11 protein-coding genes and 1 pseudogene are annotated in these 14,399 nt (G+C 40.2%); 7 read left to right on the forward strand and 5 right to left on the reverse strand.

Translation table 11 applies throughout. The features are described from left to right. The first annotated feature begins 237 nt into the window (after positions 1 to 237). On the forward strand, positions 238 to 1,152 hold the full coding sequence (locus U2718_RS27925) for a peptidoglycan-binding domain-containing protein (protein WP_341997974.1): 915 nt from the start codon (positions 238 to 240) through the stop codon (positions 1,150 to 1,152). A 78-nt stretch (positions 1,153 to 1,230) separates the two neighbouring features. Here the strand turns inward: U2718_RS27925 and U2718_RS27930 are convergent, their stop codons facing one another. The 3 genes from U2718_RS27930 to U2718_RS27940 form a co-directional block, all read right to left on the reverse strand. Further along, positions 1,231 to 1,662 carry an anti-sigma regulatory factor gene (locus U2718_RS27930; RefSeq protein ID WP_341997976.1) on the reverse strand — a complete coding sequence of 144 codons (432 nt, stop codon included), beginning with the start codon at positions 1,660 to 1,662 and terminating at the stop codon, positions 1,231 to 1,233. Between the two features lie 3 nt (positions 1,663 to 1,665). Then, positions 1,666 to 3,336, reverse strand: coding sequence for a SpoIIE family protein phosphatase (locus U2718_RS27935; protein ID WP_341997978.1), 1,671 nt, complete (start codon positions 3,334 to 3,336; stop codon positions 1,666 to 1,668). 183 nt (positions 3,337 to 3,519) lie between these two features. Continuing rightward, positions 3,520 to 4,248 carry a response regulator transcription factor gene (locus tag U2718_RS27940; RefSeq protein WP_341997979.1) on the reverse strand — a complete coding sequence of 243 codons (729 nt, stop codon included), beginning with the start codon at positions 4,246 to 4,248 and terminating at the stop codon, positions 3,520 to 3,522. Positions 4,249 to 4,849: 601 nt separating this feature from the next. Here U2718_RS27940 and U2718_RS27945 point away from each other — a divergent pair. Together U2718_RS27945 and ftsE are read left to right on the forward strand one after the other, a co-directional pair. Continuing rightward, positions 4,850 to 5,605, forward strand: coding sequence for a WecB/TagA/CpsF family glycosyltransferase (locus U2718_RS27945; protein ID WP_341997981.1), 756 nt, complete (start codon positions 4,850 to 4,852; stop codon positions 5,603 to 5,605). A gap of 367 nt (positions 5,606 to 5,972) precedes the next feature. Then, positions 5,973 to 6,719 carry a cell division ATP-binding protein FtsE gene (ftsE, locus tag U2718_RS27950; protein WP_341997983.1) on the forward strand — a complete coding sequence of 249 codons (747 nt, stop codon included), beginning with the start codon at positions 5,973 to 5,975 and terminating at the stop codon, positions 6,717 to 6,719. 142 nt (positions 6,720 to 6,861) lie between these two features. Here ftsE and U2718_RS27955 read toward each other — a convergent pair whose 3' ends face one another. Then, positions 6,862 to 7,629, reverse strand: a complete 768-nt coding sequence (locus U2718_RS27955) for an armadillo-type fold-containing protein (protein ID WP_341997985.1) — start codon at positions 7,627 to 7,629, stop codon at positions 6,862 to 6,864. A 460-nt stretch (positions 7,630 to 8,089) separates the two neighbouring features. Here U2718_RS27955 and U2718_RS27960 point away from each other — a divergent pair, with 460 nt between their 5' ends. The 4 genes from U2718_RS27960 (at position 8,090) to U2718_RS27975 (ending at position 13,592) form a co-directional block, all read left to right on the forward strand. Continuing rightward, entirely contained in the window at positions 8,090 to 9,010 is a 921-nt protein-coding gene (locus tag U2718_RS27960) for an alpha/beta hydrolase (RefSeq protein ID WP_341998111.1), read from the forward strand. A gap of 454 nt (positions 9,011 to 9,464) precedes the next feature. Next, a complete protein-coding gene (sir, locus tag U2718_RS27965; protein ID WP_341997987.1) occupies positions 9,465 to 11,393 on the forward strand; it encodes a sulfite reductase, ferredoxin dependent in 1,929 nt (642 codons plus the stop codon). A gap of 315 nt (positions 11,394 to 11,708) precedes the next feature. Beyond that, entirely contained in the window at positions 11,709 to 12,422 is a 714-nt protein-coding gene (locus U2718_RS27970; protein WP_341997989.1) for a 16S rRNA (uracil(1498)-N(3))-methyltransferase, read from the forward strand. A gap of 87 nt (positions 12,423 to 12,509) precedes the next feature. Further along, the gene (locus U2718_RS27975; protein ID WP_341997991.1) at positions 12,510 to 13,592 is read left to right on the forward strand and encodes a tetratricopeptide repeat protein; all 1,083 of its coding nucleotides are present in this window, start codon (positions 12,510 to 12,512) and stop codon (positions 13,590 to 13,592) included. Between the two features lie 191 nt (positions 13,593 to 13,783). Here the strand turns inward: U2718_RS27975 and U2718_RS27980 are convergent. Continuing rightward, positions 13,784 to 14,020, reverse strand: a pseudogene (locus U2718_RS27980) (IS1 family transposase); the annotation flags it as partial. Between the last annotated feature and the right edge of the window lie 379 nt (positions 14,021 to 14,399).

Below are 14,399 nucleotides of genomic sequence, written 5' to 3' on the forward strand. Positions count from 1 at the left end.
AATTATTTTACTTGTATTAAAATTATTTAAGTATTAACACTAAATTATATTTCGCATAGAACAATAGTATTGCAGGAATAAAAGTAACAAATTTAACTATGTGTTCTAGCCAAAGCAATTATTTTGCACGAAATTAACTTTCAGAAATTTTCAGGTTAGTTGCTGTAGGAAAAGATGTAACTACACAAAATCTATTTTTAGAAATTTTCAGATTAACCGCTGAGGAGAAAGCGTGAAATGAAATTACAAGATTTTCTTGGGACGGATACTAAATATGGCTTGGAAGCGATCGCTGATGATGTAGAGTTAGCTCGTCAGATTCAGGTGATATTAATAGGTTTAAGTTTACTTGAACCTCCAGCCGATGGCAAATTTGGGCCAATTTCTGTTGCCGCACTCAAAAAATTTCAATCACTGACAAATACCACAGAAACAGACTTTCTTGGAGCAGCCACAACCAAGAAACTAATTGAAACTAAAAGGGAGGATCTTCCTCAACCTCCCTTAAAGCTAGGTAACGATCTTGCCAGCAGGATTGTGAAATATATGCAGGCAATGAATTATCAAGTTTTCACTGGACTAAAAGAATACAACATTGTTTATGTAGAGGGAATGAACGCAGATGGAAGCCTCAATAATGACAATAGAAATGAATTTAACGACCGACGGATTGTAATTGAAATAGTTGATGGTGTACCCAAAATCGTAGATCATTGGCAAGCCACCACAGAACCAGGCGCTCATTACACATACAATCCAATGAATCCGGCTGGTGCTGCCAGAATTCAATTTGGACAATACAAAGCTTGGGCAGTTGGATATCATGGCAGTGCAGAGCGTCACGAAGCCCTAGTACAGGTAATGCCAATTACCGTTTGCCGCGATTTCAACAAAGACTTTAAACGAAATAGCGATAAACTTGATACTGGTCTTTTTGCAATTAACCAGCACTGGGGCTACGATTTTCCAACCAACAACATCAAGAATGCTAGTGCAGGTTGTTTAGTAGGACGTATGCGCCAAGGACATCGAGAGTTTATGGGAATGATCAAACAAGACCGACGCTACGTAGCTAACAATAACTATGTTTTCTATACTACTGTTATTCCTGGAGATGATTTAGTGAAAAAGTTTCCAGCTACAGCCCGTTAAGTAACTTTATTTAAATTATTACTAATTCATAATTCGTAATTCACAATTCTTTAGATTGAATTACGAATTAAAGTCTTATTAAACAGATGAAACCGATTCTGGGATCGATACTTCTAACTTCAAGCAGTTTCCACCATTTACCTGCAACTGATACTCCACCTTGTCCATCAGACGATGCATAATCAACCAACCATAACCACCTTCTTGTTTATCTGTCGGATCGGGAGCTAAATAATCAGATAAATCGAAACCTTCACCACGATCCCAAATTTCTACAGCAATATCGCGATCCTTGAGTTCCAAACGAATTAAAACTGGTAAACAGGGCTGATCTCTATGGGCATGACGTACCACATTAGAATAGGCTTCTACTAAAGCTAACCTTAATCGACTCGATTGCCTCGGCCAATCAATAGATTCTTTGAGTTTAACTTCCAAGCATCCTAACAACCAGTTTTCTACGATGCTTAGAAACTTTAAGTCACTTGGTACATTCAGCTCACTTTTCATTACTTATAAAACCTCTAGTGAGAGTATAGTTTGATCGTCTTCTTGAACGTGGTTGTCAGCTTGGATGCGAGCTAGTAAACTGTTGAGAGAAAGTGGTTGGGTTTCCTGTTGCAAAAGTTGCCAAAGTCCATCTAAATTCAGCATTGAACGTTGAGTTGATTTGACACCATTGTTCAATTGTTCTGATGAATTTATATTTTTGAAAACAGTTGCTTCAGTAATACCATCACTAGTTAGTAATAGAGTTTCTCCAGAAGTGAGAAACAATTGCCCGAAGGCTGCTTGCCACTTAGGTAAAATCCCCAAAGGAATACCACGAATCTTGAGGTAATTAGGGTTTTGGGTTAAGGTTTTGCGAGACCATAGTAGAGGATATATATGCCCAGCATTTGCATAAACTAATTCTCCAGTGGCAGGAGTATATCGAGCTAGGAAGAGGGTAATAAAATAATTGTTACTAATTAAATCTTCAGCTAGGGCATGGTTGAGATTTTCCATCACTGCATTTGGCATCGCTGGCGTTTGTTGAGATAATTCACGGCGCAATACCGAAATTACACTCGCCATAAACAAAGCAGCTGGCACACCTTTACCAGAAACATCACCCACTGCTATCCACAAATCGCCTTGGGGATGAACAAATACTTCAAAAAAATCTCCTCCTACTTCACGAGCGGGATAACAACAGGCTTGTACCTTTGCACCTTGAATCTCAGGTAAGCTTTGATGCAGTAGGTTGTTTTGAATTTGGCGAGCAACCTCCAATTCTGCCCGAATCTGTTCTTGCTTTTCCTGAAGGCTCTGGTAGAGTTTTGCTTGAGATAGAGCTAAAGCTGCTTGTTCGGCAACTCTTGCTACAAGCTCAATATCTTCATCTTGCCAAGGGCGATCGCGTTCCCACTCAAATAGAGCAATAACTGCAAGTAGGTGTTGCTGGTAAGTAAGTGGTACGGCTAGCTGATAACAAAGTCCATGTTCATGAGTGCATTGATTGTGTTGGTAATGATGGCTTTCTAGAACTTGTTCAATTAAATTATTAGGAGCGAGCGAAAAGTTACATAAAGGAGTTTTAGAACTAAGATAAGAAAACTCCGCAGATGTCAGACAATTATTTTCTATTGGTCTAAGTAAACAATAACTAGTTTCAAAAGTTTGACCGATGATGGTAACAATCTTTTGCAGCATACTAGAGTAGTCTAATGACTCTTGAATTGCTGTTGTCACTGCATTAAATAAAGATTCTCGCCGCAAAGCACGACTTAACTCTTGAGTGCGTTTTTTGACTACGCGATATGTATCTACTGCTTGCTGAACAATTATCCGTAACTGATCAGGTTTCCAAGGTTTGGTGATATATTTGAAAACTTGACCGGAGTTAATCGCATCTACCAAATCTTCAACATCGGTAAATCCCGTTAGTAAAATGCGAATCGTATCAGGAAATCGCTCCACTGTCAGCCTCAGAAACTCCGTACCATTCATGTTTGGCATTCTTTGGTCAGAGATAATTATGGCCATTTCGCCTTCTTGATTTAAAATCTCAAAAGCACTCAGAGCATTACTTGCTTTATATACTTGAAAATCTCGTCTAAAGGTGCGGTAGAGCAACTCTAAATTATCCGGCTCGTCATCTACCACCATAAGTTTAAGTTTTGCTACATCTGTCTCGGTCATAGGTGGCTTTAATTTCCGGATATTTAGATCGCAAATTTGTGTAATTTAAATTACATTTGACCATCAATAAACAACTAGATAGATCTAATTCAAAATAACCGATTCTTTTTTAACACATATTTTGCTTGTAGTGATAAATTTACGTATATTTTCCTCAACAGCAACCACACCATAAAATCCAGTCTATCCAACTAATCCAGAGCGCAATGCCCGGACTGCCGCCTGGGTACGGTCATCGGCACAGAGCTTGTTTAAAATATTACGAACATGAGTTTTGACTGTACCAACTGTGATATAAAGCCTTTCCGCAATGACAGCGTTGCTGCAACCTTCAACAATCAATTGCAATACTTCTAATTCCCTCTCTGTTAAGGTATAGGGATCGATCATCTCTTCATTATTTTCTACTGCTTCCGAAGTTGGAACAGTCGTTGTGGTTTTAGAATCTGTTGCTAATACTTCTGGCTTGTGTTGATTTTGTCGAGCCTGTTGCAAAACAATGCGAGCGATCGCTGGATCGATCCAGGCATTACCGTTGTAAGTTACACGCACAGCTTCCAGTAAATTATCAAATTTGATATCCTTCATGCAGTAAGAATCTGCACCCGCGGCAAAAGCTGCTAGTACTGCCTCTTTATTATCTCTTAGTGTCAAAATCAAAACCTTCGTCAGTGATTCTTCTCCTGTCAGAAAAGATTTGACCTCTCGTGTCAGTTCTATACCATCTTTGTCTGGTAAACCAATATCTATAATTGCAATGTCAGGTTGTACCATTTTTAACAGCCTAAGTCCATCAGCAGCGTTGGCAGCTTCTCCTACAACTTCAATTTCTTCTTTTTGCTGTAGTGCTGTTCTAATACCTACACGAGTGAGGTCATGGTCTTCAATTAGTGCCACACGAATTTTGCTCATTGTTTATTTCTGCCCGTCGTACTCTTCACTGTAAAATTGAGTTTACTAAAAAGTTTTAGGATGTGTAGTTTAAAGATATTGGGTTCTTTGTAAAAAAGATATAGGGGTGTTTGAGAGACAACATCATTTTTGACCTTGTTGTCAGTGATAGAGATCACTGTCTGAGTATGATTTTTTATCTATAACAATGCCCCATATCAATACATTTATTCTGGGTTTTTATGAAATTAATGAACTCACAATGCAAAATAACATAAGCTCTATCCAATATACTGCTGGGCAGGGGATAGTAAATAGATCCTGCTTTCTATATAATTTGACGCTTTATGTCCTCTACCCTTTTTGAATACTTTATATTTTAGTCTGAATATGTTTACTAAATCTTTGTATTATTTTTAACTAATATATTTGTTTTACTACTTCAGTATACTGAAGTAATAATCTACTTAAAATCTATGTTAAATCTAGACAGCTTATAGATTTATGCATTTTTATAGAGTATTTTTTTATGCTAAAATTTAAACAAATAAGATTGTTTAAAAAAATTTGTTAAACTATCGTTCAATAAACTTTATGGTGTGAGGCTACTAAAGAATAGACTATGTCTAAACCGCCTAAAGTATTTTCAGTGTTAGGGCTACCAGTTCATGTCATGACTGATTATCCAGGCTGGCTGCTAGAACGCCTGCAAAAAGGAATGGGAACTCATGTAGTAACCTTGAATGCAGAAATGACTATGCAGGCAGAGCAAAATCCATCCTTAGCTCAAGCAATTAAAAGTGCGGAGCTAGTAATTCCAGATGGAGCAGGGGTAGTTCTATTTTTGCAGTGGCTGCGGCGGCAACAAGTGCAACGCACTCCAGGAATTGAACTAGCAGAAACGCTACTGCGAGAAATTGGAAAGCAAAGAACAGATGCAAAAGTATTTTTCTATGGCGGAGCGCCTGGGGTAGCTGCCAAGGCAGCAGAGTATTGGCTGGCTCAAATCCCTAGTTTAGTCGTAGCAGGAACTCATTCGGGTTTCCATTCCCCAGCAGAAGTAGAACAATTGCGACAAACTCTTGCCCAAATTCAACCACAAGTGATTTTTGTAGGCTTGGGCGTGCCGCGTCAAGAATTATGGATCGCCCAGAACCGTCATTTGTGTCCCCAGGCAATTTGGGTAGGAGTTGGTGGTAGTTTCGATATTTGGTCTGGTACAAAAAATCGTGCTCCAGCTTGGTTGGGGAATAATCACTTGGAATGGTTGTATCGGCTGTATAAAGAGCCTTGGCGTTGGCGGCGAATGTTGGCTTTACCCAAGTTCGCACTAAAATCTTTAGTTTATGGTTTGACAGCAAAAGAAGTGATCAGCTAGTAACTAGCCTGAAAACTTTAAAACCGATTAATCTTTGAGGTGCGTTAAGGTGTACTTAACGCACCATTTTGCTTTCTATCATCTCTTTCTTTACCTTTTATAAGTAACTACGCATAAACAACTTAGCCATTTCTCAATACGGTGAAATCGCTGTATTCATTTGCTGTTCTCTGTTCCCTTGCCTAACCCAATAATTTATTTGGCACGGCTACTTACATAAAATCTACGAGTAATCATAAATCTGACATTGATGAAGATACCCACCGCTAAATTTTGTAAACAATTTTGAGTATGAAGTAAGATTCCTGGTTTGTAATTGGGAATCCTTATTTTGTAACTAATTTCAGGGTATGAGGAAGTATCAGCAATGCCAGCAGTAGAATCAAAGGCAGCGACTGAAAAATCTGTTCATTTTCAAGACAGTGACACGCAACAGTCCAGTAATAGCGCTGCGGCAATGGTGCAATTGCGTTCTGTTACCAAAACATATTCCCAGGGAAATAGTGTCCTCTTAAATGTGAATTTGTACCTCAAACTGGGAGAATTTTTGTTTATTACAGGGGCAAGTGGTTCTGGTAAATCTACGCTCTTGAAACTGCTCTACGGACAGGAGATACCAACACAAGGAGAAGTAATAGTTGATCAATGTAATACCAAAGTTTTGCGAGGCGATCGCCTATCGTTATTGCGACGACGCATTGGCATTGTCTTTCAAGATTACAAATTAATGCCTCAGCGGACAGTCGCAGAAAATGTGATTGTTGTATTACAAGCACAAGGGTATACTCGCAAAGAAATTCAAAGGCGTTTAGAACCAACTTTAAAGTTGGTAGGTTTGCTCAATAAAGCTGATTGCTTTCCCGATCAACTTTCTGGAGGAGAACAGCAACGAGTAGGCATAGCCAGAGCGATCATCGGAACGCCACCACTAATTTTAGCTGATGAACCAACCGGAAATCTCGATCCTGATAATTCCTGGCAAGTGATGCAGATTTTCCAAAAGTTGAACACCTTCGGAGCAACTGTAATTGTTACAACTCACGATGAACAGTTAGTGCGGCGCTGCAATCATCGTGTGATCCAAGTCCGAAATGGACAGTTACATCAAATATAGTCAAGAGTAATTAGTCATTGGTCGGTAGGGGCGGGTTTTATTGATAATCTTTGGGTTGAAACAGACGATTTATCCTTTAAACCCACCCGTACAGTGGTTAGTACAGAGGCGATTAATTGCGTCTATACAATTGTTCTCACACTTAACAACTAACCCGACTCTTACTTTTAGTATGGGTTGGTATTTTTATTGCAGTTGTAGTTGGTGAAAGGATTTGTAGTTGTTCTAAAGCTTGCAAACTCTGAAAAATTGCCTCTCTAATAGCTGGTTCTTCTTCCTGACGTAGAAGAAGTTGTAAACATTCGGTGATGTTTTGCTGTTCACAGAAGTCAACGCGTTTACGAGTGAATAATTTAGTAATCTGCCGTACTGCTACTAAACGCTTGAGCGGGTCTTTTTCTGTTAAGTTTTCTACTAACCGATCTAATTGGTTTTCCTCTTGAAAACCATAGAAATTAACTATCTGCCACAGCACTAAAATTAGAGTTAATAGTGTCCCTAAACCTTGCACAATCAAACCAGTAGCAATCCAAGGACTTTTGGCGTCAAACCAAATAGCAGCTGCCATATAGGTACTAACACAAGCAATTCCACCACTGGAGACTGCGATCGCTAACCTATGACTGGGACTATTTAAAAATTTCCGAATCTCAGACCAGCGCAACTGCCAGTTCCAACCCTGGATCGAATAAGTTAATATCATTATCCCGACACCTACACTGCTAGCTAATAGCAGCTTCCAATTCCACAACAGCATAGCGATCGCTATTGTCAGAAATCCAAGCACGCCTCCTGGCTCTTGGAAGCGTTTTAGAGCTATATTTTTTGTGGCTCTTAACTTGAACTCCGGAAGCTTCCCGTTAAAAATTTGGTCAATTACTTGCTGCCAAGAAGACGAAGCCTGTGCCACGGTTATTTACCCACTTGATTGTAAATTTATTATTTGTAGTATTTTTTACATCTACTGGTAGATGTAATCGATTAAGCAATAGCCTCTACCTAGAATACATGAGCTAGAGGTTGTGCCACAGATTTTATCACTGAGTTTTTTAAGTTTTAAGCTTAAAACAGAAATTAAGCTCATTTCATCCCTACTTTTTAGCGCTTCTGTTTACACTACCAGTTCAGAATTAGTAAAAAAGTGAATTTCTCTCTATCGAGATAGGTAGGAAGGCAGAAAGCGTGGGAAAGTGGGGACGGAAGGGGAAACAGGGACGCGGAAGGAGACAAAAAGAGTAATGAAACAACCACTAACCACTGTACGGACGGGTTTAGAAGATAAATTATCTGTTTAAACCCAAAGATTATCAACAAAACCCGCTCCTACCACTGACTAATGACTAATGACCAATGACTAATAACTAATGCCTATGTTTCAAGCACTGGGATTTGAACAACGCTCCGTAATTACCTCACTTGGTAGAGTGGTTTACTATACTGCTGTCGGTTCACCTTGGCAAGATGAAATGACTGCCAGCCAAGACAAGGATACTTTGGTATTCCTACATGGATTCGGTGGTGGGTCTTCTGCGTATGAATGGTCAAAAGTTTATCCAGCCTTTGCTGCGGAATACCGTATTCTCGCACCAGATTTACTCGGTTGGGGGTTCTCCTCACATCCAGCACGCAGTTACACAATAGAAGATTATTTGACAACGATCCGTGAGTTTTTGCAGCAGACTTGTAATCGTGCAGTAACGGTAATTGCTTCTTCTTTAACAGCAGCTTTTACGATTCGATTAGCGATCGCCTCGCCCGAATTATTCAAATCCTTAATTCTCACCACACCTGCCGGATTAGCTGATTTTGGGCAAGATTACTCTCGTAGCTTGTTTGCTCAATTAGTTGCGATTCCTATTCTTGATCGTGTAATTTACAGTACTGGGATTGCCACTGAAGCAGGTATTCGCAATTTCTTGGAGCAACGACAATTTGCTAACCCGAATCGAGTCTACGAGGAAATTCTTCAAGCCTATCTAGAATCTGCTAGACAACCAAATGCGGAATATGCAGCACTATCTTTTGTACGTGGCGACTTGAGCTTTGATTTGTCACTTTATATTCAGCAGTTAACTATTCCCACTGCAATGATTTGGGGACAACAGTCACAATTCACCGGGCTAGAAGTTGGTCGCCGCCTTGCTCAGATGAATCCACAAGCGATAAGATTTTTTCAAGCATTAGAGGACGTGGGCTTAACACCCCAGTTAGAAGTGCCGGGAGTTACAATTGGCTTGATCAGAAAATATTTACCGTTGCTGAGTGAATCGCCAACAGCACTGACTTACTGAACGCTCAATTCATCACTAGAGCGTCAAATTGATATGGGGTGATATAACTCCGAAATACCCACACAGTCTATGATGTAGGACGCGTTATGAACTCTGCTCTAACGCACCAAAGCCTTTGGAAGGTGCGTTACGCTTCGCTCACACACCCTACCTAAATTATTCCAAAAATAAAATATGAGTCCTATATAACTCTGAAATGCCCACACAGTCTGCTTATAACAGCAGATTGGAAAGCAGCTACTAAAAAGTAACTAATACCTGATAATTTATTAGTAATATCGCTGGGTTTGTTAAGTGTTGCATCGCTGACAAAGCCAGCTTTTTGTCATGTTAGAATCGGACTATTCTTCCTTATTCCGACCGGGTTACTGGGATTAATTAAGCCGAATGGATGCTTTATAAATCCAGGCTTCGGCAGTTATTGATGCTTTGTTGAGAATACTATACAACTGCAATGGTTAAATCTGCTCCTCCACCGATCACCAGCCGTAAGCCTTCTAAAGTAGAAGGACTCAAGGAACGCAGTAATTTTCTGCGCGAACCTGTCGCTACAGAAATACTTGAGGATACAACACATTTTAGTGAAGATGCGGTGCAAATTCTCAAGTTTCACGGCTCTTATCAGCAGGATAACCGGGATAATCGGGTCAAAGGACAGGAGAAAGATTATCAGTTCATGCTGCGGACGAAAAATCCAGGAGGCTATGTGCCGCCGCAGCTTTATCTAGTTTTAGACAGGCTGGCTGATGAGTATGGCAATCATACATTGCGTGCCACTACTCGCCAAGGATTTCAGTTACATGGCATTTTAAAGAAAAACCTTAAGCCAGCGATCGCTGCCATCATTCAAAGCATGGGTTCAACGCTAGGAGCTTGTGGCGACTTGAACCGCAATGTCATGGCACCTCCGGCTCCCTTCAAAAACAAGCTTGAATATCAGTTTGCCTGGGAATACGCCAATAATATTGCGGAATTACTAACACCGCAAACAGGTGCCTACTACGAGATTTGGCTAGATGGAGAAAAGGCAATTAGCGCCGAAGAAAACCCAGAAGTCAAGGCAGCAAGACAACGTAATGGAACCGGGACTATATTCCACGACGCAGAAGAACCAATCTACGGTACTTACTATATGCCGCGCAAGTTTAAAGCTTGCGTGACAGTTCCGGGGGATAATTCGATTGATTTATATACCCAAGATCTCACCTTGGTAGTAATTACTAACGACAAGGGAGAATTAGCAGGATTTGATGTTTTTGCTGGTGGTGGTTTAGGACGAACCCACAATAAAGAAGAAACCTTTGCTAGAACAGCAGATCCCATTTGCTATGTAGCGAAGGAAGATGTTTACGATCTTGTGAAAGCCATAGTTGCTACTCAAAGAGATTATGGCGATCGCACAGACCGCCGCCATGCCAGGCTAAAATATCTTATCCACGATTGGGGCGTTGATAAGTTTCGGTTGGTAGTCGAAGAATATTTCGGCAAGCCAGTGGAACCCTTTAAACCACTGCCAGAGTGGAAATACCGTGATTTTCTGGGTTGGAACGAACAAGGCGATGGCAAGCTGTTTTTAGGCATTTCTATCGATAATGGGCGCATCAAGGATGAAGGAAACTTCCAATTGAAAACTGCTTTACGAGAAATAGTTGAGCAGTATAACTTGCCAATCCGCCTTACAGGAAACCACGACGCGATTCTCTATGATATTGAACCTGCCAATAAGCAAGCCATAGAAGACATTCTTAACCGTCGCGGCGTTATCACCAATCCCGGACAAATCGATCAATTAGCACGTTACTCAATGGCTTGTCCTGCTTTGCCTACTTGTGGGTTGGCAATTACTGAATCGGAAAGAGCAATACCAGGCATTTTGGAACGCATCCACGCTTTGTTAGATCAAGTTGGTTTGAAAAATGAACATTTTGTGGTGCGGATGACTGGATGTCCGAACGGTTGCGCTCGTCCGTATATGGCAGAACTTGGTTTTGTCGGTAGTGCTCCCGAAAGCTACCAAGTGTGGTTGGGCGGTTCGCCCGATCAAACGAGGCTGGCAGAAGCTTACATCGACAGGCTACATATTAATGATTTGGAAACTTTCCTAGAGCCAATTTTTGTTTTCTTCAAAAAGTCACGTAAAAAGGGTGAAAGCTTTGGGGATTTTTGCAACCGTGTTGGTTTTGAAGCGATTCGGGAGTTTTCTGACTCTTACAAACCCCGAACTGTCAACTATGTAGGTAAAGCACGTCACCGCATCACTGTGCGAGATGATGTTTATGATGTGCTTAAGGAAGCTGCCGATCGCCAAGGCAAGTCGATGACAGATTTGGTAGATGAAGCGCTCAAACTGTACTTGAAGGTAGAAGAAACGACTTCTAGTTAAGATTCAATTCTCTCTTTAAGAAATAAGGCAGCAGGAGGTAGGGGGTAGGGTAGAAGGGAAGCCGCCTGTCGCCCTCTTTCAAGAGAGATTGACGCTAAAAAATAGATTAAAAAATCAAAAATTGCTGCACCATATTACTGGTGCAGCTTTTTTATTCAAATCTAAATGTGCGGGTAATTCTGACGCTTGACGCTACTTCCGGAACTTATACCAATTCTCTAAATTTTGCTACACATCAATCTCCGCGTCTGTGTGTCCCCGCGTCTTTGCGTCATTATCTTTAACAGCTTTTTGGAGAATTAGTATTAAATTAACATGGCTCAATTACAAAGAATCGCGATCGCATCTTCCCAACTCCAGCAAGAACAAATAATACTGACATCCGAGCAACAGCATTATCTTTACAGAGTCTTACGCCTGCGCGAAGGCGATCGCTTTATCGCTATGGATGGAATGGGTAAATGGTGGTTGGCACAGTTAGCAGGGGTGCAAGCAAAAATTTTAGAAACTCTCTACGTCGATACTGAATTACCTATAGCAATTACTCTGATCGTAGCTTTACCAAAGGGTAATGCCTTTGACGAAGTAGTCAGAATTTGTACTGAACTGGGAGTAGCTACTATTGCTCCAGTGGTGAGCGATCGCACTTTACTTCATCCTAGCCCCCAAAAACTAGAACGCTGGCGGCGCATAGCCAAAGAAGCTGCTGAACAATCAGAGCGTGCTGTTGTGCCTGCAATTTTAGAACCAGTTGCCTTTAACTGTGCGATCGCATCTACTACAGCTACTCATCGTTATATTTGCGAAGCACGAGGCAGTTATCCTCATTTAAAAACAGCTATTAATGAAATTTCGCCAACATCCGAGATTGTGATCGCGATCGGCCCTGAGGGAGGATGGACACAAACAGAAATTGAAAATGCAGCTCACGCCGGATTTCAACCTGTTTCTTTGGGAAAACGTATCTTACGAGCTTTTACAGCCCCAATTGTGGCTTTGTCCTTAATTACCGCAACTTATGAAGTATAAAGGATATATCTTCTCAAAATCAAAGATAAGGTGAATTACACGTTATTAAAGCATCCTACAGTAAAAAACCATATAAAACACTGATACATGATTGATTTAGTTGCCACTGCTTTCGAGCAAAAAGACTATCGCACTGCCGCTAAATTACTCAAACAACTTTTAAAAGAATCACCAGATAATCCTTGGGTGCAATTTTATGTTGGGCGTTTGCATGAAGTGTCAGCAAAGCGGCAAGAAGCGGAAAAAATCTATCGACAACTATTGCGCGATACAACCAACGGCAAGATAGTGACGCAAGCAAGACATGGTTTACAACGCTTGCAAGAACTTGAACAAGAAGAAAGAAAACACGCTATCACCCAAGCAACCGCTAATGCCGACAACAGTGAACTTGGTGTATTGATCTTAGAACCCATCACGAATGAACTGAGAACTCAAGCTGCACAAAAACTAGCCCAAATTATGCAACTAGACGCCTACAGTGCCAGGTTGCTGCTACCCAGTCGAGGCTGGCGATTATATCGTAGTGGTGCAATCGGAGAATTAAAATTTTATGGCAAGCAGTTAAAAAAAGCTGGTATTTCCTGCTTCTGGGTGAAGTTAGCAGATATAAAAAGAATTCAAGTTTTTCAAGTCAACTATTTTGAAGAATATACTTCAAAAGTCACCGTTGTTTGTCGCAATCAAGATAACCAACTTGGAACTCTCTGCTTTGATTGGTTAGAAGTAAAAGGGCGAGTGCAGGGATTATTGCCAATTTTTGAAGAGGTTGTGGATCGAGATGTACGGGGTAAATTAGAACGCAAAACCCAAACTCAAGATTACTTCCAATTTTGCGATTTGCATATTCCTGGGAGGAATTGTATTTTAAGACTTTACGACAAAGGTTATAAGTTTCAACAAGGAGTAGAAATAGCTCCCCAAACTAGCGAAAACACAATCAGAATGAATTGGAATAATCTACTCGCCTTTATTGATAAACAATTACCTCAAGTCAAAATTTGGTCAGATTTCCCAACTTTTGTAGAAACAGCCCTAGATCAAACAGAAGTGCTAGATAATATTGAGCCTCATATTCACTTATTTCGGAGGGAAAAAACTAATTGGGATACGGCATTTCATTTGTATAGTGGGTTGGCATTTTTGACTTTTTTAAAAGCTAAAGTATAACAATCTTTTGTTTATGAGGATTTCTATTTTTAGTCTATTCAAAAGACACACTCTGGCAATTGTTCAGAATCCGAGGCATTAACAGAAGTTACGCATGAGTTATAGAATAATAAACCACAGAGAACGCAGAGAAAACAGAGTCAAGAGAATTTTAGAGGTATTTTGCGGAAGTCCTAATTAAGTAAATTAGCTTGCTTAACCCAGTTAATAATAGTGTTATGATTAACGCCTGTTTCCCGTTCTATGGCACGAAAACCCATGCCGTTCAGGTGTAGCAGTAGACATTGCTTTCTAATTTCGTCAGAATAACCTTTGGGTGAGTAATATTCTACAAATTGACGACTACATTGACGACATATATAGTTTTGCTTACCACGTTTGCGACCGTTCTTACTAAAGTTTCTAGATTCACAGTAAGGGCATTGCATCCTTTGATTATGCAATTCTTGAGAATCATTAATATTGTTTAAGGGATGGATAAAGTCAATCAGACTCTCAATCAGGTGTTCTTGCTCTATCGGCATAAGATTGCTGCGATAGAGGATATTTTGAGCGATCGCGAAATATATTAATGTTCCCATCAAAACTTTGGCTGCTGCTTCTGGATTACGAAATTGACATCCAAAGCCAGACTGGAGGTATTGATTTAGATTCTCAATTAATACTTTTTCGACATTGCTAACAAGCAACCGTGCTAAATTTGGAAAGTGCTTAGATTCTGTAATAGTTAATACAACAAATCTAACAAGCTGCTGGTCATCCATGATACGATCTAGCAAATTTATTGCTAAACGACACACGTTAAGA

The organism is Chlorogloeopsis sp. ULAP02, assembly GCF_038404745.2.
Lineage (GTDB): Bacteria > Cyanobacteriota > Cyanobacteriia > Cyanobacteriales > Nostocaceae > Chlorogloeopsis.